This window comes from Micromonospora vinacea, from assembly GCF_015751785.1.
In the GTDB taxonomy this organism is placed as follows: Bacteria; Actinomycetota; Actinomycetes; order Mycobacteriales; family Micromonosporaceae; genus Micromonospora; species Micromonospora vinacea.
Genome location: NZ_JADOTY010000001.1, coordinates 2658999 through 2682250 on the forward strand (window position 1 = coordinate 2658999; position 23252 = coordinate 2682250).

Below are 23252 nucleotides of genomic sequence, written 5' to 3' on the forward strand. Positions count from 1 at the left end.
GGGGCGGGTTGGCACTGTGAGCGTAGAGGCGACCGTCGTGGGGCGCAGCCGCGCCTCCGCCGGAAGCGATCGCCGGGGCAACCGCTGACTGCACCGCGTCCATCCGTGCAATCCTGGAGGCGGTATCCCGTCAGCCGCGACCAGACCGGCCCGTGGCCGGGCGATGCGGCGCGGGATCCGGGGACGGGACTGGGAGGCACCGACGTGACCGACGGCTGGGACTGGCGCCGGGGCGGTGAGACTCCGGCTCCGGCGCGACCGCCCGGGGCAGGAGCCCCGTCGGTGGGGCCGCCGACCATGCCGGGGGCTGACCGCACGCCCCTCGCCTCGCCAGGCAGCGGACCGCCACCGGGCTGGCCGGGGTCTGCCGGCGGACCGACAGCGGGCTGGCCGGGGTCTGCCGGCGGGCCGACAGCGGGCTGGCCGACACCGGCGGCCGGCGGGTCCAACCCGGCCGACGCGTCGCCCTGGTGGTCGGACGCACTCTCCGACCCCTGGCGCGACCCGGCGGCACCGACCGCCGTGATGGTGCCCGGGGTGGTGGCCCCCGGCACCGAGCCCGAGCCGGTCACCGACCCCGACGCGCCGGGCCGGCCCACACTGCGCCACCTGTTGCTCATCCCCGTGATCACCGCGCTGCTGGCCGGCACCCTCGGCGGTGCGCTGGGCTACGCGTTCGCGGTACGCGGCGGCGCTGGTGCGACGGTCCTCGGTGGTGCGCCCGCCGAGGTGCCGGCGCTGGCGCAGCGCAAACCGGAGTCGCTGGCCGGGGTCGCCGAGCGGGTCCTGCCCAGCGTGGTCACCGTACGGGTGAGCAGCCTCGGCGGGACCAGTGAGGGCTCCGGGTTCATCGCCACCGCCGACGGCCATGTGATCACCAACGACCACGTGGTCGCCGGCGGCAGCGGGAAGGCCTCGGTGGTCTTCAACGACGGCAGCACCGCGCCCGCGACCATCGTCGGCCAGGATCCGGAGTCCGACATCGCGGTGATCAAGGTGAGTCGTCCGGGGCTGCGACCGGTGGAGTTCGGCGACTCCGACGCGCTGGCGGTCGGCGACCCAGTGCTCGCCATCGGCTCGCCGTTGTCGCTGGCCAACACGGTCACTGCCGGCATCGTGAGCGCTCTGGACCGAACCATGCAGGCCGGCGAGCCGGGTGGCCCGGTGCGCTACTACGCCGCCATCCAGACCGACGCCGCGGTCAACCACGGCAACTCCGGCGGCCCACTGGTCGACGGCGCCGGCCGCGTGGTCGGGGTGAACTCCACAATCAAGTCACTTGTCGCCGAGGGGCAGGAGGCGGGCAACATCGGGCTCGCCTTCGCCATCCCGATCAACCAGGCCAAGCGGGTGACCCAGGACATCATCGGCACCGGCAAGGCCCGACGTACGGTGATCGGCGCCCGGGCGGACGGCCCGACCGGGGTTGCCGGCGGTGGCCTGCGGCTGGCCGAGGTGGAGCCGTCCGGCCCGGCGGACGGTGCCGGGTTGAAGGTCGGCGACGTGATCCTCAAGATCAATGGACGGCCGATGACCGAGCCGACGGACCTGACCGCGTTGGTCCGCAAGTTCGCGCCGGGCTCGGTCGTGACCGTCGAGTATCGGCGGGGCTCCGCCCGGCAGAACACCTCGGTAACTCTCGCGGCGGACGCGAAGTGAACAGCGGCGCACCCCTTGCCCGAAAGGCGCTCGGCGTGCGTAGTCTTGCTGCTGACGCCGAGAGGAGGCCCGCGGGATGCTCGACAACCTGAACTGGTGGGAGATCGGTGCGCTGCTGCTCCTGGCGCTGCTGATCTTCGGCGACCGGCTCCCCGCCGTGATCACCGACGGCCTGCGGTTGGTGCGCAACCTGCGCAACATGGCCCGCAACGCCACCGGCGACCTGAGCCGCGAGTTGGGCACCGACATCCAGCTGGAAGACCTGCACCCGAAGGCGTTCATCCGCAAGCACCTCCTCAGCGAGGAGGACGAGGCGGCGATCCGCAAGCCGTTGCAGGGCGTCTACGACAACCTGCGCGCGGACGTCAGCGGCGTGCACAACGACCTGAAGGACGTGGCCAACGCCGCCGACCTGCGGTCGAACGAGGCCCGGTCCGGCACGGCCACCAGTACTCCCTCGGCCCCGGCCCCTCGGGCCAGCTACGACGACGCCACCTGACCGAGCGGTACCCCGACCGGCTCGTGCCCGCCGGGGCCCGGCGCCTGCTCTGATCAACTCGGGTTCCCGGAAGTCGCGGTATCCCACGCCGTTTGAGCGGCCGACTTCCTGAAACCCGAGTTGACCATGCCGGCTACGCCGGCCGGCGGCCTGGCTGGACCACCCACCGACACGACTCAGCCCGCCGGCCGAACAGCGGCCGACGGGCTGACGGTGCTCGGGGTGGTCAGCGACCGGCGGGCTTGAGGCCGAGGGGCTTGCCGAGCAGTGACTCGCGGCGCAGGGCGAGCCGGTCGGCGATCGCGCCGAGTGCCTGCGCGGCCGGGGACTCCGGCTCGGCCAGCACGACCGGGTTGCCGGCGTCGCCGGCCTCGCGGACCCGGGTGTCCAGGGGGATCTGGCCGAGCAACGGCACCTGCGCGCCGATGGTCCGGCTCAGCGACTCGGCGACGGCAGTGCCGCCCCCGGAGCCGAAGATCTCCATCCGGGAGCCGTCCGGCAGTTCCAGCCAGGACATGTTCTCGATCACGCCGACGACCCGCTGGTGGGTCTGCAGGGCGATCGCGCCGGCCCGTTCCGCCACCTCGGCGGCGGCGGTCTGCGGGGTGGTGACGATCAGGATCTCCGAGTTGGGCAGCAGTTGGGCCAGCGAGATGGCCACGTCACCAGTGCCCGGCGGCAGGTCGAGCAGGAGCACGTCCAGGTCGCCCCAGTAGACGTCGGCCAGGAACTGCTGCAGGGCCCGGTGCAGCATCGGGCCGCGCCACACGACCGCTGCGTTGCCGGACGTGAACATGCCGATGGAGATCACCTTCACGCCGTGCGACTGCGGCGGCATGATCATGTCTTCGACCCGGGTGGGTCGGCCGTCCGCGCCGAGCATCCGGGGCACCGAGTGGCCGTAGATGTCCGCGTCGACCACCCCGACGGAGAGCCCACGGGCGGCGAGCGCCGCCGCCAGGTTGACAGTGACGCTGGACTTGCCGACGCCGCCCTTGCCGCTGGCCACCGCGTACACGCGGGTGCGCGAGCCGGGCTGGGCGAACGGGATGACCGGCTCCTCGGTGGCGCCGCCACCGCCGCGCAGCTGCGACTGCAACGACTGCCGCTGCTCGGGGGTCATCACCCCAAAGTCGATCTCCACGCCGGCGACACCGGGCACCGCGGCGAGGGCTGTGGTGATGTCCGTCCGCAGCTTGTCCTTCAGCGGGCAGCCGGCGACGGTGAGCAGCAGCTCGACGCGGACGACACCGCTGGCACCGATCGTGGCGGAACGGACCATGCCCAGCTCGGTGATGGGCCGGCGGATCTCCGGGTCGTTGACGGTGGCCAGGGCGGCCTGGATCGCGTCCTCGACGGTGCTCACGGGTGCTGACATGCCCGCAATGCTACGTCGCGGGGCATCCGCTGCCGCCGCTGCCCGGGGCGGTGTGAGCCAATCGATGACCCGTCGGGTCAGCCCTCCGACCGGCGTGGGCCGGTGCCGTCCGGCCGGGCCTCCCGGGTGAAGTCGCCGTCCAGGTCGTCGCGGGGCTCTTCCAGGCCGACACCGTCGGTCGGCCGCTGGCCACGACGCTCCTGCCGGCTGTCCTTCTCCTGCTGGCGGCGTTCCAGCCGTTGCCGGCGTTGCCCCACCTCGTCCAGTTCCTCGGCCAGCCGGGCCAGCTCGGAGCGGAGGAAGTCGCGGGTGGCGACCTCACCAAGCGCGATCCGCAGGGCCGCGATCTCCCGGGCCAGGTACTCGGTGTCCGCCTTCTGCGCGGTGGCTCGCCGCCGGTCCTCCTCCAGGGCCACCCGGTCCCGGTCGGCCTGCCGGTTCTGAGCCAGCAGGATCAGCGGGGCCGCGTAGCTGGCCTGCAACGACAACACCAGGGTCAGGAACGTGAAGGTGTACGGGTCGAAGCGCAGGTCCGCCGGGGCCAACGTGTTCCAGACGAACCAGATCGTGATGACCACGGTCATGACGACGATGAAGTTCGCGGTGCCCATGCCCCGGGCGATGCCCTCGGACCACCGACCGAACGCCTCCGCGTCGAACCGGGGCAGCTTCACGCCCCGGGGCTCGCGTGGCTGGTCGAGACGCTCCGTCCGCCGCTGGTCAGCCATCCGCGCCGTCCAGCGTGGTGTCGGTGGTGCCCGAGGCGGCCAGGGCGTCGCGGTCCCGCCAGTCCCGGGGCAGCGAGTGGTCCAGCACGTCGTCCACCGTCACGGCGCCGACCAGCCGGTTGTTCCGGTCGATCACCGGCATGGCGACCAGGTCGTACGTGGCCATCCGGCGGGTGATCTCCGGCAGCGGCGTGGTGGGGCGCAGCGGGTCGATGTCGTTGACCACCACCTTGCCCAGCAGGTCGGCCGGGGGTTCGCGCAGCAGCGCCTGGAAGTGCACCATGCCCAGGTAGCGGCCGGTCGGCGTGTTCTGCGGTGCCCGGGTCACGAAGACCTGCGCGGCGACGGCGGGGGAGAGCTGTGGCTCCCGGATCCGGGCCAGCGCCTCGGCGACTGTGGCGTCCGGCGGCAGGATGACGGGCTCCGAGGTCATCACACTGCCCGCCGTGCCGGGGGTGTACTTCAGCAGCTGACGTACCGGGTCGGCCTCGTCCGGCTCCATCAGGTCCAGCAGCACGTCCTGCTCGGGTGGGGGCAGCTCGTTGAGCAGGTCCGCGGCGTCGTCCGGGTCCATCTCCTCCAGGACGTCGGCGGCCCGCTCCCGGTCGAGGGCGGCGAGGATCTCCACCTGGTCGTGCTCCGGCAGTTCACTGAGCACGTCGGCAAGCCGCTCGTCGTCAAGGGCGGCCGCCACCTCGTTGCGCCGCGCGTCGGGCAGATCCTGCAGCGCGTTGGCCAGGTCGGCGGGGCGCATGTCCTCCAGGACGGCGAGCAGGTTCGCCGTACCCCGGTTGTCGGCGATGCCGCTGAGCCCGCGCACCCGGTCCCACTCGACCTGGTGCAGGTGACCGCGGCGGCTGAGCCGACCGGTCTGCTCACGTACGGCGACACGGGTCAGCGACCACTCGCCACCCCGGGTGCACTCCATCGCGACGTCAACGACCGCACCGGGCTGGCCACCCGGGTCGAGTTGCACCCGCCGGTCGAGCAGTTCCTGGAGCACCAGCAGCTCGTTCGGGCGCTTCTCGAACCGGCGCAGGTTGAGGGTGCCGGAGCCGAGTACTACGGCGTCCGCGTCGATGGAGGTGATCCGGTTGATGGACAGGAAGATCCGGCGACGCATCGGCATCTCGGCGACGAGTCCCACGACCTCGGGTGGGCGCTTCGTCGCTCGGAGCCGGGCCACGGCGTCACGAACCCGGCCCACCTGATCGCCGTTCGGGTCGAAGACGGCGACTCCGGCGAGGCGGGCGATGTAGACCCGGGTCGGCGTACTCACGGGCACCAGCCTAAGCGCCTAGTGTTTATCAACATGTCGACCTTGGCCTACGAGATCGTGGACGTCTTCACCGATCGCCCCTTCGCCGGCAACCCACTGGCCGTGGTGTTCGGCGCGGAGGCGCTGGCCACCGAGCAGATGCAGGCGCTCGCGCTGGAGTTCAACCTGTCCGAGACGGTGTTCGTGCTGCCGCCCACCCAGGTGGGCAGCACCTACCGGGCCAGGATCTTCACTCCGGTGGAGGAGTTGCCGTTCGCCGGGCACCCCAGCGTCGGCGCGGCGGTCACCGCGTGCCGGCGGGGGATGTTCGGTGTGGGGCAGGTCACCCAGGAGTGCCGGGCCGGTGTGCTGCCGATCGAGGTGACCGCGTCCGGGGCGACGCTGACCGGTGGCGCACCGACCCTCGGGCCGGAGCTGGACCCGGAGCCGTTGTTGGAGATCGCCGGGCTGGTCGCCGACGACCACATCGGGCCCGCCCCACGGGTCGCCGGCTGTGGGCTGGAGTTCCCGTACCTGCCGGTGCGGCCGGAGTCGGTGGCCCGCGCCCGGGTGGACCCGGCGGCGGCGCAGCGGTACGGGGTGTCGCACGTCAGCGTCTTCTCCTGGGACGCTGCCGCGCAAACCGCGCACGCCCGGGTCTTCGTGCCGGGGATCGGTGTCCCGGAGGACCCGGCGACCGGTTCGGCGGCGCTCGGCCTCGGTGTGTGGCTGGTGGCGAGTGGTCTGCTGCCCGGCGAGGGGCGGTCGGAGTACGCGGTCCGTCAGGGCGTGGAGATGAACCGTCCGTCCGCGTTGGCCTGCACTGTCACCGCGGCGGACGGTGTGGCGGTCGGCGCGACTGTCGCCGGTCAGGTGATGCCGGTGGCCCGGGGTGAGATCGCCGTGCCGCCGTTCGTGGGCTGAGCGGAGGCGCCGATGCGGGAGGATGCGGGTGTGACTGACGAGGACGCTCCGGGGGGCACCCCCCTGGTCGACGAGGCGATGAAGAAGGCCGCCGTGGCCTGGGTCAGTGTTGCCGGTGGGCCGGCGCTCGCGCTCTGGTGTGCTCCGCTGGAGGGCGCGCTCCTGGTGGTCAGCGGGCCGGGGGAGCAGGCGGCGCCGGGTCTGGCCGACGCGACCGAGGCCCAGGTCACCCTGCGCGGCGACCACGGCGGTCGGATCGTCACCTGGCCGGCCCGGGTGAGCCGGTTGCTGCCGGGCACCGAGGAGTGGGACACCACGGCGCCGCTGGTGGCGGCGAAGCGCCTCAACGCGCCCGGTCCGACCGTCGACCTGGTGGCCCGGTGGGCCGCCGACGGGTGCGCGGTGAACCGACTCGCCCCGGGCGGTACACCGCTGGCCGGTACGGAGTTGCCGGCCGACGCGCAGGCCGAGCCGCCCCGGCCGACTCCGGCGGTGCGGGCCACCCGCAAGCCGTTCCGCCTGCACCGGGTCCGCCGCCGCTGATCAGTCGATCAGCCGGCCCGGCCGCCGACACCCGCCACGTCGGCGTCGGCGTCGACGAGTGCGAGCACCTCGGCCAGGGTGCCGAGGGTCGGGCCGCGCCAGTCCCGCTCCGCGTTGAACACCAGGTGCGTGGCCAGATCCGGTGCGGCGAGCCGGACGGCTGTCATCCCGGCCTGCTCGGCGCCGGTCAACTCCTGGCTGCCGCCGTCACCGACGTACAGGCAGTCGCCCGGCGCCAGCCCGAGCCGCTGGCAGGCGGTCAGGTAGAGCGTCGGATCCGGTTTGCACCGGCCGACCTGCACCGAGAAGACCCGTACGTCGAGCAGCGGGGCGATCGCGAGCTGTGGCAGGAAGGCGGGCAGTTCGTGCGTACAGTCGCTGATTAGCCCGGTGCGAAGGCCACGCTGGCGCAGGGCCGCCAGCACCGGCACCGCGTCGGCCCGCAGCCAGGTGTCCGCGCGGACCGCCCGGTGCCGGGACGCCACCGCCGCCCGCACCGCCTGGTCGCTGGGGTGTACGCCGGCCTGGGCGCACACCCAGCGCAGGGTCGCCTCCGCGTTGCCGAGGAGGCCGGTGGCCCGTTCGTAGTAGGTCCGGTCCAGCACCTCGGTCAACGTGTCGGTGTGGCAGCCGAGCAGCTCGGCGGTGCCGAGGTGCGCGACACCGCGTTGCACCGATCGGGTCAGGGTGCCGAAGAAGTCGAACAGCACCGCCTGGTAGCTGGGCATGGGGGAACGCCTCCGGGCGGTCGGGGTCGCCGGCGCGGAACCGCGTGATCGTAACGGAGTGATGACCGTCCGTGCTGACCGTCACACGTGTGAGGATTACGTCCCGTGCCCCCACCTTCACCCCGGCCGACAGTCGATCCGCTGACCACCGGCGCGGTCGGGCTGGCCGTGGTCGCCGTGTCGTCGTCGGCGCCACTGATCGCGTACGCCGCCGCACCCGCGCTGGCCATCGCGCTCTGGCGCAACCTGCTCGCGGTGGCCGTGCTGAGCCCCTTCGCGCTGGTCCGACGTCGCGAAGAATTCCGCAGGCTGACAGTGGGTGCGGGCCGGCGGGAGGGGCTGTTCTGCGTCCTGTCCGGGGTCGCCCTGGCCGGGCACTTCGCGACCTGGGTGCCGAGCGCCCAGCTCACCTCCGTCGCCACTTCGACCGCCCTGGTCGCCACCCAACCGGTCTGGCAGGGGTTGATCGCCCGCGCCCAGGGGCGTCCGCTGCCCCGGGTGGTGTGGATCGGCATCGCGGTAGCGGTCGGCGGCGCGGCCGTCGCCACCGGGGTGGACGTGGGAGTCTCCGGGCGGGCCGTCCTCGGTGACGTGCTGGCGTTGGTCGGCGCCCTGTTCGCCGCCGTCTACACCGCCTTCGGGGAACGGGCCCGGACCAGCATCAGCACCACCACCTACACCACCATCTGCTACGGCATCTGTTCTTTGATCCTGCTGGCCCTGTGCCTGGTCGGCGGCGTACGACTGAGCGGGTTCGACGGGCGTACCTGGTTGGCCATCCTGGCCCTGGTGGCCGGCGCCCAACTGCTCGGGCACTCGATGTTCAACTACGCCCTGCGGAAGATCCCGGCGACCACGGTGAGCGTGCTGATCCTGTTGGAGGCGCCCGGCGCGGCAGTGCTCGGCTGGGCCTGGCTGGGTCAGCTACCCCGCCCGTACGCGCTGCTCGGGATGGCGATGCTGCTGGTCGGGGTGGCGGTGGTGGTGCTCGGCGGCCGGCGCGGCGAACCCACAGCCATGCCGGCCGACCCGACCCCGCTGGCCGACTGACCGCCCGGCACGAGTTCACCCGCTCAGCAGGCTAGCTCTCGTACACCTCGATGACCCGGGTCGTCGGGGCGGCCTCGCCGAGGACGGTACGCAGGGCCGCCCGGTCCGGGTCGGCGAGGAACGACTCGTAGCCGGCCCGCCCGTCGAACCGGATCACGTGCACCTCGGCCTGCCCGTCGGTGCCGCGCAGTCGCCGCTCCAACCGGCCGCCGTGCCGTTCGAGCAGGGTCAGCACGGCGTCCTCGTACCGCTGCCCGGCCGCCTCGGCGCCGTCGGCGAACTCGACGATCGCGACGAGTGTCAGCACACCGGCCCGGTCAGTCATCGAGACCGACCGCCTTGGCGCTCGCCGCCCACAGCCGGGCGGCGAGCTGCGGATCGGCGGCCTTCCGGAGCGGTCGACGCGGCCGGCGGTCGGCGTAGTAACCGCCGTTGATCAGCCGGGAGCGCTCCTGGTTGGCCAGCCACACCAGGGTCTCGGCACCCTTCTCCGGGCTGCGGAACGGCATGAAACGCATGCCGAACGCGACCAGCCGACTGTCGTTGGCGAACCGGGTACGCACCACTCCGGGGTGGAAGCTGTACGCGGAGGTGTCCGGCCAGCGCCGGGCGCCCTCGGCGGTGAACAGGATGTTCGCCTGCTTGCTGGTGCCGTACGCCCCCATCGGCCGGTAGTCCCGCAGTGGTTTGTTCAGGTCGTCCGGGTCGAGTGCGCCGAAGCGGTGCGCGCCGGAGGCGGTCACCACGACCCGGCCCACCCGGTCGGCGAGCAGGTTGGTCAGCAGGAACGGGGCCAGGTGGTTGGCCTGGATCGACATCTCGAAACCGTCGACGGTGCGCAGTGGTTGCAGCGCGATCGCGCCGGCGTTGTTGGCGAGCACGTCGATCCGGTCGTACGCGGCCCGGAGCTGCTCGGCCAGCCGGCGTACGTCGTCGAGGACCGCGAAGTCGGCCCGGAACAGCTCCGGACGTTCACCGGAGTTCTCTCGTACCCGAACGGCTGCGGCCTGGAGGCGGGCCGGGTCCCGCCCGACCAGCACCACCTGGTCGCCACGGCAGGCCAGCTGCACGGCGGCGGCCAGCCCGATACCGGAGCTGGCCCCGGTCACCACCACCAGTCGACGTCCAGTGAGATCTTCCACAGGTCCATTCACCCCGGTCATGGCGCGAGGTTACCGTGGCGTCACAACGCCCTTTGGGATCGTTAAGGTCCCGGATCTGTCGTCAGGTGGCGTCGGCATGCCCGCCGGACGCTGGAAGGAGCGCATCCATGGCCGCAGTCGGTCGCCCCCGCAGGTCCTGCCTCGCCGTGCCGGGTTCCAGCGTGAAGATGCTCGGCAAGGCCCAGGGGCTCCCGGCCGACCAGGTCTTCCTCGACCTGGAGGACGCCGTCGCCCCACTGGCCAAACCGGACGCGCGCAAGAACATCGTGGCCGTCCTCAACGAGGGTGACTGGGCCGGCAAGACCCGGGTGGTCCGGGTCAACGACCTGACCACCCCGTGGACCTACCGGGACGTCATCGAGGTCGTCGAGGGCGCCGGCGCCAACCTGGACTGCATCATGCTGCCGAAGGTGCAGACCGCCGCCCAGGTGCAGTGGCTGGACCTGACGCTCACCCAGATCGAGAAGACGATCGGCCTGGAGGTCGGCCGGATCGGCATCGAGGCGCAGATCGAGAACGCCGCCGGTCTGGTCAACGTGGACGCGATCGCCGCCGCCTCACCGCGCGTGGAGACCATCATCTTCGGCCCGGCCGACTTCATGGCGTCGATCAACATGAAGTCGATGGTGGTCGGCGGCCTGATCCCGGACTACCCGGGCGACCCGTACCACTACATCCTGATGCGGATCCTGATGGCCGCGCGGATGCACGACAAACAGGCCATCGACGGCCCGTTCCTGCAGATCCGCGACGTCGACGCGTTCCGCGAGGTGGCCAAGCGTTCGGCCGCACTGGGCTTCGACGGCAAGTGGGTGCTGCACCCGGGCCAGATCGACGCCGCCAACGAGGTCTACCAGCCGGCGCAGGACGACTACGACCACGCCGAGCTGATCCTCGACGCGTACGAGCACTACACCTCGGAGGCCGGCGGCCGGCTCGGCGCCGTGATGCTCGGCGACGAGATGATCGACGAAGCGTCCCGCAAGATGGCGCTGGTGGTCGCCGCCAAGGGCCGCGCCGCCGGGATGAGCCGTACCTCGTCGTTCACCCCACCGGAGCAGTGACCGGCCGGGCCGGGACGACAGCCGCCGGCTGTCGGTCCGGCTCGACGATCGACGGTACGACGGCCCGCCCGCCGGTCAGTAACCGCTGCTGCTGTCGTTGCTCGTCGCGATCGCGTAGATGATCGCGCCAACATAGAAGAGGATCACCAGCACCAGGAACCCGGTGAGGATCCAGCCGACGATGATGGCAGCCTTCGCCATCCCCGCACCGCCCTCGCCGCTCTGCCGGATCTGCTTCTGCGCGACGTGCCCGAGGATCGCGCCGACCGGCGCGGTGATGCAGGACGTGACACCGATCAGGGCCAGCACGAACGCCGCGATGGCCATCCCGTTGGTCTTCGGCGGCTGCGGGTAGCCGTAGCCGGGGTACTGCGGCGGGTAGCCCTGCGGGGCGTAACCGGGCGGGGCGTAACCGGGCATCGGCTGGGTGGCTGGCGGCTGCGCGCCGGCGTACGGGTCGACCGGGGCGTACGGGTTCGGGGCGTACGGGTCGGGGGCGTACGGGTCGACCGGGCCCGGTTGCGGGGGCACCGGCTGCCCGGCCACCACTGTGGGGTCAGGTGCGGGGCTCGACGGCTGGGCCGACCACGTGGGATCGGTCCAGTTGCCGGGCGGCGGGGGATTGGTCATGCGAACTCTCCGTCAGGTCGGGGTGCGGAGACAGGGTAGCCAGCGCCGCCCAAACCCGACGCCCCCGCTTCCGGGTGCCGCGTTGCCCGGGCCGGTCGTAACGGGCAGGATCCCTGGCATGGCATTCGACGCGCGCGCCGCGGACCGTTCCGGCAGTCGACCCCGACGGGACGTCAGCCGCCCGGGCGCGGCCCGGCGCGCCCGGACGGCCGCCCCGGCGGGCAGCCCCGGCCCCGACGAGCCGGTCGCGCTCGCCGACCCGGTCACCATGCGCCTCGACGGGCGGGTCGCCCTGGTCACCGGGGCGGGCAGCCCGGACGGCATCGGGTACGCCACCGCGCGGCGACTCGCCGACCTGGGCGCTCGGGTGGCCATCGTCTCCACCACCCGACGCATCCATGAGCGGGCGACCGAGCTGGGGGTGACCGGCTTCGTCGCGGACCTGACCGACGAGTCCGAGGTCGGCGCGCTGGCCGATGCGGTCGCCGAGCAGTTGGGCGACGTCGAGGTGCTGGTCAACAACGCCGGCCTGGCCAGTCGGGCCAGCCAGGGGGTGCTGCGGCCGGTAGCGCAGCTGACCTACGACGAGTGGCGCGGTGAGATCGACCGCAACCTGTCCACCGCGTTCCTGTGCAGCCGGGCGTTCATCGGCGGGATGGCCGAGCGGGGTTGGGGTCGGATCGTCAACCTGTCCGCCACCGCCGGCCCGGTCAACGCCCTGCCCACCGAGGCCGCGTACGCCGCGGCGAAGGCCGGGGTCGTCGGGCTGACCCGGGCCCTGGCCATGGAGATGATCGCCGACGGCGTGACGGTCAACGCGGTGGCGCCCGGCACCATCTACACCGCGGCGTCCACGATGGCCGAGATCAAGCAGGGGCTGGGCACCCCGGTGGGGCGACCGGGCACGCCGGACGAGGTCGCCGCCGCGATCAGCTTCCTCTGCTCGCCGGCCGCCTCGTACATCACCGGGCAGATGCTGGTGGTGGACGGCGGCAACAGCGTCCGCGAGGCCCGCTTCCGCTGACCGCGCCGGTCCGCACCGGCCCGCTCGTCAGTAGCCGCCGCTGTCGCCGTTGTTGCTGAAGGCCACGAGCGCCAGCCAGCCACAGCAGGCAAGCACGGTGAGCCCGGTGAAGACGTAGCCCAGAATCAGCCCCCAGGTCGCGAGCTGGCCGCCCTCTTCGCCGCTGGTGCGGATCTGCCGCTTGGCCACGTGGCCGAGGACGGCGCCGGCAGGCGGAAAGACGAAGGCGAACACCAGAGACAGGATCGCCAGCACGTTGGTGCCCCGACCGGGCCCGCCCGGCGGTGGGCCGTACTGGCCGTAGGGGCCCTGCGGGGGGTACGGCGGTTGCTGACTCCAGTGCGCCGACTGCTGCGGCCCCTGGTGGCCGTACGGCGACGGTTCGTCCGCTGGTGGTCCGTACGGTGAGCGTTCCGCCGGCAGCTCGTACGCCGGCTGGTCCGGCTGCGGCGCGTACGGCGGCTGGCCGGGCGGCGGTGGCGCGTACGGCGACTGGTCCCTGGGTGGCTCGTAGGGTGACGGCGGTGGCTCGTCCTCGGGTGGTCCCGACGGCGGCGGGTAGCTCACAGCTGTCCTCCTCCTGCCGGTGCCGGAAAAGTCCCTCTTGCCGGACGCTACCCGCAGCGGTGAACCTTTTCACAGCGGTTGTGTGGACTGGTCACCTTGGCCTCGTCGACCCGAGGGGCCGATACTGACCCAGCGTTCAGTTACCCATGAGTAGTGCGCGGATCCCCGGAGGCTGAGATGGCCCGACTCGCCCAGACGCCCGGCCTGACCGATGTGCAACAGTCGATCCTGGAGACCGTTCGGGACTTCGCCGACAAGGAGATCATCCCGCACGCGCAGCGGCTGGAGCACGCCGACGAGTACCCCACCGACATCCTCGACGGCATGCGCGAGATGGGGCTCTTCGGTCTCACCATCGACGAGGAGTACGGCGGGCTCGGCGAATCGCTGCTCACCTACGCGCTGGTGGTGGAGCAGCTCTCCCGAGGCTGGATGTCGATCTCCGGCATCGTCAACACCCACTTCATCGTGGCGTACCTGATCTCCCAGCATGGCTCCGCCGAGCAGAAGGCCCGCCTGCTGCCGAAGATGGCCACCGGCGAGGTGCGCGGCGCGTTCTCCATGTCCGAGCCCGAGACCGGCTCCGACGTCTCCGCGATCAAGTCCCGGGCCGTCCGTGACGGGGACAGCTACGTGCTCAACGGGCAGAAGATGTGGCTCACCAACGGGGCGTACTCCTCGGTGGTGGCCACCCTGGTCAAGACCGACACCGGCGCGGACTCCGTCTACGGCAACATGAGCACCTTCCTGCTGGAGAAGGAGCCGGGGTTCGGCGAGACCGCCCCCGGTCTCACCATCCCCGGCAAGATCGAGAAGATGGGTTACAAGGGCGTCGAGACCACCGAAATGGTGCTCGACGGGGTGACCGTCCCCGACTCCGCGATCCTCGGCGGCGCCGACCAGGTGGGCCGCGGTTTCTACCAGATGATGGACGGCATCGAGGTGGGCCGGGTCAACGTGGCCGCCCGCGCCTGCGGCATCTCCATCCGCGCCTTCGAGCTGGCGGTGAGCTACGCCCAGCAGCGCAAGACCTTCGGTCAGCCCCTCGCCAAGCACCAGGCGATCGCCTTCAAGCTCGCCGAGATGGGCACGAAGATCGAGGCCGCGCACGCCCTCATGGTCAACGCCGCCCGACTCAAGGACGCCGGTCAGCGCAACGACGTCGAGGCCGGGATGGCCAAGCTGCTCGCCTCGGAGTACTGCGCCGAGGTCGTCCAGGAGGCGTTCCGCATCCACGGCGGCTACGGCTACTCCAAGGAGTACGAGATCGAGCGGCTGATGCGGGAGGCCCCGTTCCTGCTCATCGGCGAGGGCACGTCAGAGATCCAGAAGACCATCATCTCCCGAGGCCTGCTCAAGGAATACAAGCTCTAACCCGCCCCACCCCTGTGCCGCCCGGCTTCCGCGATCTTGCACTTTCGGTTGCCCGATTGCCCCTTGTGTCCGATATGCCGGGACAGAAAGTGCAAGATCGCGGGGAGCGGGCGTGGGGCGCGGGGTTGGGGTGGGTTGGTCAGGTCAGGCGGGTCAGGTTGGCGGCGGCGCGTTCGACGATGAGGCAGCGGTCTTCGACGTAGTCGATGCCGGCCTCCTCGGCGATCCGTCGCGCCTCGGCCGAGACGATGCCCAGTTGCAGCCACACCGCGGGGGCGCCGATCGCCACCGCGTCCCGGACCACCTGCACGGCGTCGGCCGCCGGTCGGAACACGTCCACCAGGTCGACGGGGTGGGGAATGTCGGCGAGGGTCGGGTAGGCCCGTTCCCCGAACAGTTCGTCGACCGTCGGGTTGACCGGGATGATGCGCCAGCCGTACTGCTGCATCTGCAACGGCACGCCGTGCGCGGCCTTGCCGGGGTCGCGGGACGCGCCCACGACGGCGATCACGGCGGCTTCGGCGAGGATCTGCTGAGCGGTACGCACCCGCCGACTGTAGCGCCGTCCGCCCGCCGCAGGCAGGCGCAGAACCCGCCGACGAGCAGCTGCGGCTGGGGGCCCGACTGGACGCCCCTAGGTCCTGGCCCCGGTCGGCGGTTCGCGCAGAACCGATCAGGCCGGGCACGTCCTGGATCGCCGACCCCCGGAGCGCGGGGATCGGCGATCCAGGACCGTCAGTTGGTCGGCCCGCCGGGAAGGGGCGGGGCGGTGGGAGCGGTGCGCGTCGAGTCGCCCTTGGTCTTGCCCTCGAACTTCGTGTAACCGGCGGGCGGCGTCAGGTCGAAGTGGTTCAGGTTCTCGGCCGTGCGGGGCAGCCACTCGAAGGTGCTGACCTCTGCCTTGTCGGTCACCTTTCCGCTCTTGTCGGCGACCGTCTTGTACGGCAGGAACGAGGTCTCGTCCACCCAGAGCTCAGCGGTGTAGGTCGCCGTTCCCGGCTTCAACCGCAGGTGCACGGTGTCGTGCCCGTCCACCTTCTCCTGGCCCACGATCTCCAGGCTCCCCTTGGCGAGCCAGGCCCTGATGCTCGCCGGGTCGTTCGGAACGAAGACCGTGCCGGTCGCGTCCTTCGCAGAACCGACGAACTCGAAGTACGTCCGCTCGGGGTGGCTGATCTGGGTACCGCGCTGTTTCCCGTCGGCGACGATCGTCACCAGGGAGGAGTCCGGGCTGCCGTCGCCCCGGTAGATGTCGACCCGGGAGCGCCCGGTCTGCTTGTCCGTCCAGTAGTCGATCCGGCCGCCCGGGTAGGCGTCGCGGACCTTCACGACGTAGTCGTCCGCGTCGCCCAGCGCGGCTTGGGTCTGTGCGCTGACATAGGTGATGTCGCGCAACTGCCACTGGCGAGACGTGTCCGTCGAGCTGGCGGAGGCTCCGCCCGGTTGACCGGTGCCGCCGTCGACCGTGCTCAGCGCGACACCACCGGCGGTGAGACCCGCCAGGGCGAAAGCGGTCGCGGTCGCAATCGCTGGCCGGCGCAGAAACCAGCGCTTCGGGGCCGGGCGCCGGTAGACCGACCCGTTGAGGATCGCGTGCCGCATCCGGTCGGTGGCGTCCGCCGGAGCGCCGGTCAGGTCCTCGCGGAAGCCGACAAGCAGGTCGACGCCCGAATTGTCGGAGTCGGAATTGATGTTCATGCGGTTCCCTCGTTCGCAGACGTGGACGGTGCGTAGTGAGCGGGCATCGCGAGGCGCAGGCGTGCCTTGGCCCGGTGGAGGCGGGACCGGACGGTGCCCGGTGCCAGGCCGAGCGCGGAGGCCAGCTCCGGATAGTCCAAGCCGGCCCAGACATGCAGCAGGAGCAGATCGCGTTGGTCGTGCGGCATCGCGGCGAGCGCGCCGGCCAATGTCTGCGTGGCGGCCTTGGCGTCGAGCCGTTCGTTGGCCCGGTCGGCGAAGTTGTGCTGACCGGAACCGCCGAGCGGGTCCGAACCCGATTTCTCCAGTGCTCGCAGCCACCGCACCTCGGCACGGTGGTAGTTGCGCAGCAGGTTGGTCAGGATGCCGAACAGCCACGGGCGCGCGTTGGCCACCGACGTGTCGTACCGGTCGCGTCGCGAGAACGCCACCAGGAACGTCTCGGCGACCAGATCCTCGGCGAGCTGTCGCCCGACCCGTCGGGCGCTGAAGTCGTACAGCCAACCGCCGTACCGCTCGTACAGCTCCCCGAACAGTTCAGGCGCCCCCGTTACCAACAGCGCGTCGGAGCGCTCGGTCACAGTCATGTCCCGATGGCCCCCTGGTTCGACGGTGTGTTCATACCTGGTTCTTGTCTGGCGCCGACGCCAGGTTCCCGCCACCTCCGGCCCAAGGCCCACGCGAGCGCTACGTGTTGCGTGGCTACTGTCCGTTGGTCGCCACGTGCCGCAGTTGCAAAAAGCAGGTGCGACCGATCAGCGTTCACGCAGGTAGAGGCGTCCCTGCCCGGCACGTAAGGCTAGAGCAGGGTCATCTGCTCGGCGGTCGGCGCAGGAGGCGGCTCGGGCAGTTGGCGGTTGTCGCCCACCTCGGCGCGGTGCAGCCCGTGCCGGCGGGCCGCGATCCGCACCCGCGCGGTCAGCTCCCGCTGGTACGCCTGCGGCGCGTACGCGCCGGCCCGGTACAGCTCGCGGTAGCGGGGCACGAGGTGCGGGTGCTCACGGGCGAGCCACTGCGCGTACCACTCCCGGGCGCCGGGGCGCAGGTGCAGGGGCAGGGCGGTCACGCTGGTCGCTCCGGCGGCGGCGATCGCCGAGACGGTGGCCTCGATCGACTCGTCGCTGTCGCTGAGGCCGGGCAGGATCGGGGCCATCAGCACGCCGACGGAGAAGCCGGCGTCGGCGAGTGCCCGGACGGCGTCGAGCCGGCGGCGTGGGTGCGGTGTGCCCGGTTCGACGGTGCGCCAGAGGTGCTCGTCGACGAACCCCACCGAGAACGAGATGCCCACCGTGGTCACCTCGGCGGCTTGGCGCAGCAGCGGCAGGTCGCGCAGGATCAGTGTGCCCTTGGTGAGGATCGAGAACGGGTTGGCGAAGTCTCGCAGGGCACCGATGATCTGCGGCATCAGCCGGTAACGACCCTCGGCGCGCTGGTAGCAGTCCACGTTGGTCCCCATCGCCACGTGTGCGCCCCGCCAGCGCGGTGCGGCCAGCTCCCGCCGGACCAGCTCACCGGCGTTGACCTTGACGATCACCTTCCGGTCGAAGTCGGCGCCGGCATCGAGATCGAGGTAAGTGTGCGTGTTTCGGGCGAAGCAGTTGTGGCTGACCACTCCGTTGGCGATGAAGTCCCCGGTGCCAGTGGTGATGTCCCAGAGCGGCAACTCCAGCCCGAGTGCCTCGATGCCGACAACCTTGAGGGCGCCCTGATGCTTCAGTGCGCCACCCTCGATCGACCGCTTCCGGGTGATGGCAGGGTCGGTCAGGTGAAAGAACCGGAGCCGGGCGGCGAGGCCCCCGGTCAACCTGATCTCCCGCACACGGTTGGGTAGGCCGCGGTCTTCTCGCACGCAGGCGAAACCGAAATGGCGCAATGCTGCTGTCGTCTGGTCGAGGATGGCGTCGTCGCTGTTGCTGATGCGCAGAATGCCTCTGCTGCAACTGCCCTCCGCGTCGAAGATGCCGGCCAGGAAGCCAAGCCGCCAGTCGTCACTGGGCTCGACCGGCCAACGAACGAGTTCGGTGATCGCCAGGATGTCGCGCTGTTTAGAGGTTCGGATGGCGGCCACTGCACGTCGCGTGGGACTGGCCGGGGTGAAATCGAAACGCTGTGTCTTGATCTCTTCGAGGGCGAGGTACCGCTCACTGCGGCTCAATGCCTCGTCATCGGCCAACGCCAGCCGGAACCGGTGCACAGTCCCGTACGAGTACGAGAACGTGCCCAGGTGCGCATCTCCACGGACCATGCCGCACAGGTAACCCCGGCGATAGTCGGGTGACTCCTTGGGCCCGGAGGCAAAACGACCGGTGCCGATCAGGCGGTTGTTGATGGTCAGGTAGGGGCGTCGGGCGTTGCCATGCATGGCCCCGGTGACGTACTTCCAGCCACGTTCAGAGAGGAACCGGTGGTCGCCGCTGGCGATGAGTGTCGTGCCGTCCTCCAGTGTGACCCGGTAGGCCGGCTTCACCGTGGACCACTTGTCGAGGACGGTGGTGGTCACGTATCGGCGGTAGGCGCCCCGTCGCTCGGTCCCGTAGATGCGGTCGCCCGGCTCCAGTTCGCTGATCGGCTTCGTGCGACCGTCCGCCATCAGGATCGGGGTGTCGGCGCCCAGGCAGTAAACACAGGCATGAGAGCAGCCCCTGTACGGGTTGATCGTCCACTCGAACGGGACGCGGGACTGCCCGGGCACCCGGTTGAGGATGGACTTGGCCTGCACCTCGTAGAAGGTCATCCCGGCGAACTCGGGGGTGTCGAAGGTGCGGGCGACGGCGCCGGGCAGCGCCAGCGGCAGGGGTGGCGTCGCTGGCGCTGCCCGCTCGGGGTCTCCCTCAACCGGGGGAGCGGTGAGGTTGTCCCAGCGCATGGCCACTATTCGAACACGTGTACGAGGCGAGCGCAAGTGACCCGCCGTACACCGGTGGGCGTCCGGGTGGTCGGAGAGGGGAGGATGGACACCATGGAGACGTCGACCTTCGTCTACGACGGGGACTGCGCGTTCTGCACGACCTGTGCGGAGTTCATCGAGCGCCGCATCCCCACCGCCGCGCGGGTGGTGCCCTGGCAGTTCGCCGACCTGGACGCGCTCGGCCTCACAGTGGCCGAGTGCGAGGAGGCAGTGCAGTGGGTCGGCGCGGACGGCTCGCGCGCCGCGGGTCCGGACGCCATCGCGAAGCTGCTCACCGCGAGTGGTCCGCTCTGGCGGGTGGCCGGCGCTGGTCTGCGGTTCCCGCCGGCGCGCGCCGCAGCCTGGCCGTTGTACCGCTGGGTGGCGCGCAACCGGCACCGACTTCCCGGTGGTACGGCGGCCTGTTCCCTGCCGCAGGAGGCCCGGGAGCGGCTCTACGGCCCGACTGGTCGCCCGACCACCGGCGCCTGATCGTCCAGCGCTCGCTCCGCACGGGCTCCCACGGTGTCCTGGCCGGGCGGCACCGTGTCGGCGTCCGTCGGAGGGACGTCGGTCGCCGCCTCGGAAGGGCCACGCCCGATCAGCCGGCGGGCCCAGACCAGCGGGCGCACCCGTTCCAGCGGTAGGAAGCTGGTCATCGCGGCCAGGTGCGGCGCGAACGAGATCGTGATGGTCGCGATGGTGACCGCGTGGAACGAGTAGAAGAAGCCGACCATGGCGAGTCGCCAGCGGGGTGGCAGCAGGAAGACCACCGGGCTCAGCAGCTCGAACGCCACGATGCCGAACTGGGCGACGATCAGCAGGTGCGGCACCTGGGCGATCAGGTCCGCCAGGTCGGTGCCGCGTCGGATGATCGCGCGGGCCAGAACCGAGCCGGTCAGCCAGTCCAGACCGCCGAAGCGCAGCTTGGCGAAGGCGGCCAGGAAGTACGTGCAGATCACCGCGATCTGGGTGACGCGGAGCGCCCAACCGCCGGCCTCGGTGCGGGTGGTGTCGCCGTGTCGGGCGCGACCGGCGGTGGGCAGCACTGCCAGCGCGACGAGCAGCCCGAACCGGTCGTGGTCGACCTTCCCGTAGCTCATCGCGATGATCATCCACTCCAGGTACAGCGCGCACACCGCCCAGCCGAGCACCCGGGGCGCCCGTCCGGTGGCGGCGAGGAGAGCGAGCAGCAGCAACGCCCAGAAGATCACCGTCACCAGTGTCTCGGTCGGCGTCGGCAGTGGGAGCAGGCGGCCGATCAGGAGCGGCTGGTACAGGTCGCCGGGCACGCTGACCCGGGTGCGTACCCAGGGGGTGAAGATCACCAGGTCGGCGGCGACGAACAGGTAGATCAGGGTGCGGAAAGCGGCCACCCGGCCCCGGGGGACGGCCTCGGTCAGCCAGCTCATCGGGGGGCCTGCCAGCGGACGACGGTCTGGTCGGTGTGTTGGCCGGTCGGTCGGCCGGCGCGGATGCCGTGCCAGCGGATGACGATGCGGACCTCGACCAGCGCGGGGGCGTCCGGGTGGCGTTCGGCGTACGCGTCGGCGACCTCGGTGAGCAGCGTCGGGTCGGCGGCGTACCGGGCCTGCTGACCCTCGATCTCGGCGCGGCGGATGCCTGTCGCGTTCTGGTCGAGGTCGATCACCGCCCCGGAGCTGTTCACTCCCTCGACGCGGGTGTCGGGTGCGGGTGCGTTCGGCGGGTTGGACGTGGAGTACATCCGGAACGGGCCGAACGGGAAGTCGTCGTCGCTGCCCCAGAAGGTGCCGACGACGAGCAGGACGAGACCGAGTGCGGTCGCGCCCAGCCGGGTCACGCGCCCGCGGGTGGTCAGGTTCTCCATCGGGTCGTGACGATACGGGATGTACCGGCTGCGCCGGGTCCCTCCGACGGGCAGTTCGGCCTGACCGGGCAGGTGATCATGCGAGGGCTGGTGGGGGTACGACGAAGGCCGGGCCCGTACCGGGCCCGGCCTCGCGTGTCGTCGTGTCGACGACTCAGTGGTTGTGCTCGGCCAACTGCTTGCGGACGTCGTCCATGTCCAGCGCCTCGACCTGCTCGATCAGGTTCTCCAGCGCGGACTCGGGAAGGGCGCCCGGCTGGGCGAAGACGATGACGCCGTCACGGATCGCCATGATCGTCGGGATCGAGCGAATGTCGAACTTGGCGCCCAGCTCCTGCTGAGCCTCCGTGTCGACCTTGCCGAAGACGATGTTCTGGTGCTTCTCCGAGGAGCGCTCGTAGACCGGGGCGAACCGCTTGCACGGACCACACCAGTCGGCCCAGAAGTCGACCAGGACGATGCCGTCGTTGCCGGTCACCTCGTCGAAGTTCGCCGAGGTCAGCTCAACGGTTGCCATTGCACTCTCCGATCACCGCGGTTTATCTACGTCCCGTAGAACCAGGGCTGACCGTATCGAATTCCCGGGCGGGGGGGCACGAAACGTGCTCGGGGCTGCCGAGGGGCTCTGCGGGTCATCGACACACGTCTGTTCACACCCCACCTGCGGAACGCAAGTGCACGACGCACTTGCGTGACCTGCGGTAATGGGAGCGTTTCCAGGGAGATCCACCCGATTGAGCACTACGAATCGGTAACTTGGGCATTGACAAGGAGGTATCCGGCCTGCAGAGATCGCTGATCAACCTCCGGCTCGTCACGGACAGTAGTGTTACAAAAAGATAAATGTGACCGCGATCTCTGTTGAACCTACGCAGGCGTAGGGCAGAATTCCTCACATCAGAGCGTGGGCGGCGGGTGCCGGGGAGGGCCCCGCCGCTCATTGCGTCTCCCCTCGTGCGAGTGACCGGTGTGACATTTCCGCCGCCGTCGCGCCCCGCCGGTCGCCTTAACCATCGGTAAGGCATGCTGTGCCGAACTCCATCGCCGCCCGTCGAAGGGACCAGCATGCAGTTCGGTCGCTACTACGAGGAGTTCGAGGTCGGCGCGGTCTACCGGCACTGGCCGGGCAAGACCGTCACCGAGTACGACGACCACCTCTTCTGCCTGCTCACCATGAACCACCACCCGCTGCACATGGACGCGCACTACGCCGCCACGGCCAGCCAGTTCAAGCGCAACGTCGTGGTCGGCAACTACATCTACTCGCTGCTGCTCGGCATGTCGGTGCCCGACGTGAGTGGAAAGGCGATCGCCAACCTGGAGGTCGAGTCGCTGCGGCACGTCGCGCCGACCTTCCACGGCGACACCATCTACGGCGAGACGACAGTGCTGGACAAGCGTGAGTCCGGCTCGAAGCCCGACCGGGGCGTGGTCTCCGTGGAGACTCGCGGCTACAACCAGGACGGCACGATGGTCTGCGTCTTCCGGCGCAAGGTCATGGTCCCCAAACGGGAGTACGCGGCCGCCGCGGTGCCCGACGGGGTGGACCCGGAGCGGCCCAGCTTCCCCGAGCCGCGCTGACCGTCGCGGCGGGCTCGACCGTCGACGAACACAGGCTCCTTCCCGCCGCGGGTCTGCGGGGGAAGGGGCCCTGTGCCCGTCTCGGGGCATATGCTGACGCCGGAGGTTCCGATGAGCCACTCCGTCGCCGGAGAGCCGTCCTCTGCCGGCCGCCGAGCCGCACCCTTGACCACCGCTGTCTATTCCGCCGCCGAGTGGGATCTGCTCACCAGCCTGCCCGGTCGGGTCCTCGTGGCCGCCGCGGCGCCCGGTCCCGGCCGGACGGAGCGTGGGGTGCTGGCCAGCCTGGCCGGCCTGGACGCGGTGGCCGCGGGCCGAGCCTCCGACAGCGACCTGGTCCGCGCGGTGGTCGCCACGATCTACGCCCGCCACGACGGCACCCCGCAACCCGCCGAGCGGCTCACCGACCTGGTGGGCCTGCTGGCCGCCTGCCGGGCGGCGAGCCGGGTCCTCCGGCGACGGGCCGACCCCGCCGACTCGGCCGCGTACCGCCAGTGGGTGCAGTCTGTCGCGGCCCGGGTCTGTCGCGCGGTGCCCGGCACCGGCGCGCGCCGACTGGACCCACCGGCCAGCCCGGCGGACCGGCGCTTCCTGGACCGGCTCGGTGCCGCCCTCGACCTGGGCTGACCGGCAGGTCGTCGCGCCCGG

Annotated in this window: 26 protein-coding genes; 11 read left to right on the forward strand and 15 right to left on the reverse strand. The window is 71.1% G+C overall.

Annotated elements, in window-relative coordinates; translation table 11 throughout:
- Positions 1 to 189: 189 nt before the first annotated feature.
- Both IW249_RS12785 and IW249_RS12790 read left to right on the forward strand, forming a co-directional pair.
- Entirely contained in the window at positions 190 to 1659 is a 1470-nt protein-coding gene (locus tag IW249_RS12785; RefSeq protein WP_372433037.1) for a S1C family serine protease, read from the forward strand.
- Positions 1660 to 1735: 76 nt separating this feature from the next.
- A complete protein-coding gene (locus IW249_RS12790) occupies positions 1736 to 2158 on the forward strand; it encodes a twin-arginine translocase TatA/TatE family subunit (RefSeq protein WP_196920926.1) in 423 nt (140 codons plus the stop codon).
- A gap of 226 nt (positions 2159 to 2384) precedes the next feature.
- Here IW249_RS12790 and IW249_RS12795 read toward each other — a convergent pair whose 3' ends face one another.
- The 3 genes from IW249_RS12795 to IW249_RS12805 form a co-directional block, all read right to left on the reverse strand.
- Positions 2385 to 3536, reverse strand: a complete 1152-nt coding sequence (locus IW249_RS12795) for an Mrp/NBP35 family ATP-binding protein (protein ID WP_196920927.1) — start codon at positions 3534 to 3536, stop codon at positions 2385 to 2387.
- 77 nt (positions 3537 to 3613) lie between these two features.
- Entirely contained in the window at positions 3614 to 4264 is a 651-nt protein-coding gene (locus IW249_RS12800) for a DUF1003 domain-containing protein (RefSeq protein ID WP_196920928.1), read from the reverse strand.
- Positions 4257 to 5543, reverse strand: a complete 1287-nt coding sequence (locus IW249_RS12805) for a magnesium transporter MgtE N-terminal domain-containing protein (protein ID WP_196920929.1) — start codon at positions 5541 to 5543, stop codon at positions 4257 to 4259. The genes IW249_RS12800 and IW249_RS12805 overlap by 8 nt, the downstream gene beginning before the upstream one ends.
- A gap of 33 nt (positions 5544 to 5576) precedes the next feature.
- Between IW249_RS12805 and IW249_RS12810 the strand changes: the two genes are divergently transcribed.
- Both IW249_RS12810 and IW249_RS12815 read left to right on the forward strand, forming a co-directional pair.
- Positions 5577 to 6446 (forward strand): PhzF family phenazine biosynthesis protein, encoded by an 870-nt coding sequence (locus IW249_RS12810; RefSeq protein WP_196920930.1) that lies wholly within the window; start codon positions 5577 to 5579, stop codon positions 6444 to 6446.
- 12 nt (positions 6447 to 6458) lie between these two features.
- Positions 6459 to 6989 carry a hypothetical protein gene (locus IW249_RS12815; protein ID WP_196920931.1) on the forward strand — a complete coding sequence of 177 codons (531 nt, stop codon included), beginning with the start codon at positions 6459 to 6461 and terminating at the stop codon, positions 6987 to 6989.
- 8 nt (positions 6990 to 6997) lie between these two features.
- On the opposite strand, the gene IW249_RS12820 is transcribed toward IW249_RS12815, so the two are convergent.
- Entirely contained in the window at positions 6998 to 7717 is a 720-nt protein-coding gene (locus tag IW249_RS12820) for an HAD family hydrolase (protein ID WP_196920932.1), read from the reverse strand.
- 105 nt (positions 7718 to 7822) lie between these two features.
- On the opposite strand from IW249_RS12820, the gene IW249_RS12825 reads away from it, so the two are divergent.
- Entirely contained in the window at positions 7823 to 8767 is a 945-nt protein-coding gene (locus tag IW249_RS12825; RefSeq protein ID WP_196920933.1) for a DMT family transporter, read from the forward strand.
- A 31-nt stretch (positions 8768 to 8798) separates the two neighbouring features.
- On the opposite strand, the gene IW249_RS12830 is transcribed toward IW249_RS12825, so the two are convergent.
- Complete coding sequence (locus tag IW249_RS12830; RefSeq protein WP_196920934.1) at positions 8799 to 9092, reverse strand: hypothetical protein; 294 nt, start codon at positions 9090 to 9092, stop codon at positions 8799 to 8801.
- The gene (locus tag IW249_RS12835; RefSeq protein WP_196924765.1) at positions 9085 to 9909 is read right to left on the reverse strand and encodes an SDR family NAD(P)-dependent oxidoreductase; all 825 of its coding nucleotides are present in this window, start codon (positions 9907 to 9909) and stop codon (positions 9085 to 9087) included. Before IW249_RS12835 ends, IW249_RS12830 begins: the two co-directional genes overlap by 8 nt.
- A gap of 128 nt (positions 9910 to 10037) precedes the next feature.
- Here IW249_RS12835 and IW249_RS12840 point away from each other — a divergent pair, with 128 nt between their 5' ends.
- Complete coding sequence (locus tag IW249_RS12840; protein WP_196920935.1) at positions 10038 to 10994, forward strand: HpcH/HpaI aldolase/citrate lyase family protein; 957 nt, start codon at positions 10038 to 10040, stop codon at positions 10992 to 10994.
- A gap of 75 nt (positions 10995 to 11069) precedes the next feature.
- Here the strand turns inward: IW249_RS12840 and IW249_RS12845 are convergent, their stop codons facing one another.
- Positions 11070 to 11624: a DUF4190 domain-containing protein gene (locus IW249_RS12845; protein ID WP_196920936.1), complete on the reverse strand. Its 555-nt coding sequence runs from the start codon at positions 11622 to 11624 to the stop codon at positions 11070 to 11072.
- A gap of 118 nt (positions 11625 to 11742) precedes the next feature.
- Between IW249_RS12845 and IW249_RS12850 the strand changes: the two genes are divergently transcribed.
- On the forward strand, positions 11743 to 12648 hold the full coding sequence (locus IW249_RS12850; protein ID WP_196920937.1) for an SDR family NAD(P)-dependent oxidoreductase: 906 nt from the start codon (positions 11743 to 11745) through the stop codon (positions 12646 to 12648).
- 27 nt (positions 12649 to 12675) lie between these two features.
- Here IW249_RS12850 and IW249_RS12855 read toward each other — a convergent pair whose 3' ends face one another.
- Complete coding sequence (locus IW249_RS12855; protein WP_196920938.1) at positions 12676 to 13215, reverse strand: DUF4190 domain-containing protein; 540 nt, start codon at positions 13213 to 13215, stop codon at positions 12676 to 12678.
- Between the two features lie 177 nt (positions 13216 to 13392).
- Between IW249_RS12855 and IW249_RS12860 the strand changes: the two genes are divergently transcribed.
- A complete protein-coding gene (locus IW249_RS12860; protein ID WP_196920939.1) occupies positions 13393 to 14589 on the forward strand; it encodes an acyl-CoA dehydrogenase family protein in 1197 nt (398 codons plus the stop codon).
- Positions 14590 to 14728: 139 nt separating this feature from the next.
- Here the strand turns inward: IW249_RS12860 and IW249_RS12865 are convergent, their stop codons facing one another.
- The 4 genes from IW249_RS12865 to IW249_RS12880 form a co-directional block, all read right to left on the reverse strand.
- Positions 14729 to 15136, reverse strand: a complete 408-nt coding sequence (locus IW249_RS12865) for a CoA-binding protein (protein WP_196920940.1) — start codon at positions 15134 to 15136, stop codon at positions 14729 to 14731.
- Positions 15137 to 15324: 188 nt separating this feature from the next.
- Complete coding sequence (locus IW249_RS12870; protein WP_196920941.1) at positions 15325 to 16287, reverse strand: LolA-like protein; 963 nt, start codon at positions 16285 to 16287, stop codon at positions 15325 to 15327.
- Positions 16284 to 16874: an RNA polymerase sigma factor gene (locus IW249_RS12875; RefSeq protein ID WP_196920942.1), complete on the reverse strand. Its 591-nt coding sequence runs from the start codon at positions 16872 to 16874 to the stop codon at positions 16284 to 16286. The genes IW249_RS12870 and IW249_RS12875 overlap by 4 nt, the downstream gene beginning before the upstream one ends.
- 212 nt (positions 16875 to 17086) lie before the next feature.
- Positions 17087 to 19153 carry an intein-containing Rv2578c family radical SAM protein gene (locus IW249_RS12880; protein WP_196920943.1) on the reverse strand — a complete coding sequence of 689 codons (2067 nt, stop codon included), beginning with the start codon at positions 19151 to 19153 and terminating at the stop codon, positions 17087 to 17089.
- A gap of 93 nt (positions 19154 to 19246) precedes the next feature.
- Here IW249_RS12880 and IW249_RS12885 point away from each other — a divergent pair, with 93 nt between their 5' ends.
- Positions 19247 to 19666, forward strand: a complete 420-nt coding sequence (locus IW249_RS12885) for a thiol-disulfide oxidoreductase DCC family protein (protein ID WP_196920944.1) — start codon at positions 19247 to 19249, stop codon at positions 19664 to 19666.
- On the opposite strand, the gene IW249_RS12890 is transcribed toward IW249_RS12885, so the two are convergent.
- From IW249_RS12890 to trxA, 3 genes are all read right to left on the reverse strand, one after another.
- Entirely contained in the window at positions 19630 to 20586 is a 957-nt protein-coding gene (locus IW249_RS12890; RefSeq protein ID WP_196920945.1) for an HTTM domain-containing protein, read from the reverse strand. The two genes, IW249_RS12885 and IW249_RS12890, sit on opposite strands and share 37 nt — an antisense overlap.
- A complete protein-coding gene (locus tag IW249_RS12895; RefSeq protein ID WP_196920946.1) occupies positions 20583 to 21023 on the reverse strand; it encodes a hypothetical protein in 441 nt (146 codons plus the stop codon). The genes IW249_RS12890 and IW249_RS12895 overlap by 4 nt, the downstream gene beginning before the upstream one ends.
- 154 nt (positions 21024 to 21177) lie before the next feature.
- A complete protein-coding gene (gene trxA / locus IW249_RS12900; protein WP_030329190.1) occupies positions 21178 to 21540 on the reverse strand; it encodes a thioredoxin in 363 nt (120 codons plus the stop codon).
- Positions 21541 to 22088: 548 nt separating this feature from the next.
- Here trxA and IW249_RS12905 point away from each other — a divergent pair.
- Together IW249_RS12905 and IW249_RS12910 are read left to right on the forward strand one after the other, a co-directional pair.
- Entirely contained in the window at positions 22089 to 22604 is a 516-nt protein-coding gene (locus IW249_RS12905; protein WP_030486570.1) for a MaoC family dehydratase, read from the forward strand.
- 90 nt (positions 22605 to 22694) lie between these two features.
- Entirely contained in the window at positions 22695 to 23231 is a 537-nt protein-coding gene (locus IW249_RS12910) for a hypothetical protein (RefSeq protein ID WP_196920947.1), read from the forward strand.
- Positions 23232 to 23252: the final 21 nt, after the last annotated feature.

Coding starts and splice junctions, on each gene's coding strand:
- IW249_RS12870 (WP_196920941.1), bottom strand. CDS start 16,287: ATGAACATCAATTCCGACTCCGACAATTCGGGCGTCGACCTGCTTGTC.
- IW249_RS12815 (WP_196920931.1), top strand. CDS start 6,459: ATGCGGGAGGATGCGGGTGTGACTGACGAGGACGCTCCGGGGGGCACC.
- IW249_RS12845 (WP_196920936.1), bottom strand. CDS start 11,624: ATGACCAATCCCCCGCCGCCCGGCAACTGGACCGATCCCACGTGGTCG.
- IW249_RS12800 (WP_196920928.1), bottom strand. CDS start 4,264: ATGGCTGACCAGCGGCGGACGGAGCGTCTCGACCAGCCACGCGAGCCC.
- IW249_RS12880 (WP_196920943.1), bottom strand. CDS start 19,153: ATGCGCTGGGACAACCTCACCGCTCCCCCGGTTGAGGGAGACCCCGAG.
- IW249_RS12895 (WP_196920946.1), bottom strand. CDS start 21,023: ATGGAGAACCTGACCACCCGCGGGCGCGTGACCCGGCTGGGCGCGACC.
- IW249_RS12885 (WP_196920944.1), top strand. CDS start 19,247: ATGGAGACGTCGACCTTCGTCTACGACGGGGACTGCGCGTTCTGCACG.
- IW249_RS12840 (WP_196920935.1), top strand. CDS start 10,038: ATGGCCGCAGTCGGTCGCCCCCGCAGGTCCTGCCTCGCCGTGCCGGGT.
- IW249_RS12850 (WP_196920937.1), top strand. CDS start 11,743: ATGGCATTCGACGCGCGCGCCGCGGACCGTTCCGGCAGTCGACCCCGA.
- IW249_RS12795 (WP_196920927.1), bottom strand. CDS start 3,536: ATGTCAGCACCCGTGAGCACCGTCGAGGACGCGATCCAGGCCGCCCTG.
- IW249_RS12860 (WP_196920939.1), top strand. CDS start 13,393: ATGGCCCGACTCGCCCAGACGCCCGGCCTGACCGATGTGCAACAGTCG.
- IW249_RS12875 (WP_196920942.1), bottom strand. CDS start 16,874: ATGACTGTGACCGAGCGCTCCGACGCGCTGTTGGTAACGGGGGCGCCT.
- IW249_RS12905 (WP_030486570.1), top strand. CDS start 22,089: ATGCAGTTCGGTCGCTACTACGAGGAGTTCGAGGTCGGCGCGGTCTAC.
- IW249_RS12820 (WP_196920932.1), bottom strand. CDS start 7,717: ATGCCCAGCTACCAGGCGGTGCTGTTCGACTTCTTCGGCACCCTGACC.
- IW249_RS12890 (WP_196920945.1), bottom strand. CDS start 20,586: ATGAGCTGGCTGACCGAGGCCGTCCCCCGGGGCCGGGTGGCCGCTTTC.
- trxA (WP_030329190.1), bottom strand. CDS start 21,540: ATGGCAACCGTTGAGCTGACCTCGGCGAACTTCGACGAGGTGACCGGC.
- IW249_RS12810 (WP_196920930.1), top strand. CDS start 5,577: ATGTCGACCTTGGCCTACGAGATCGTGGACGTCTTCACCGATCGCCCC.
- IW249_RS12910 (WP_196920947.1), top strand. CDS start 22,695: ATGCTGACGCCGGAGGTTCCGATGAGCCACTCCGTCGCCGGAGAGCCG.
- IW249_RS12830 (WP_196920934.1), bottom strand. CDS start 9,092: ATGACTGACCGGGCCGGTGTGCTGACACTCGTCGCGATCGTCGAGTTC.
- IW249_RS12790 (WP_196920926.1), top strand. CDS start 1,736: ATGCTCGACAACCTGAACTGGTGGGAGATCGGTGCGCTGCTGCTCCTG.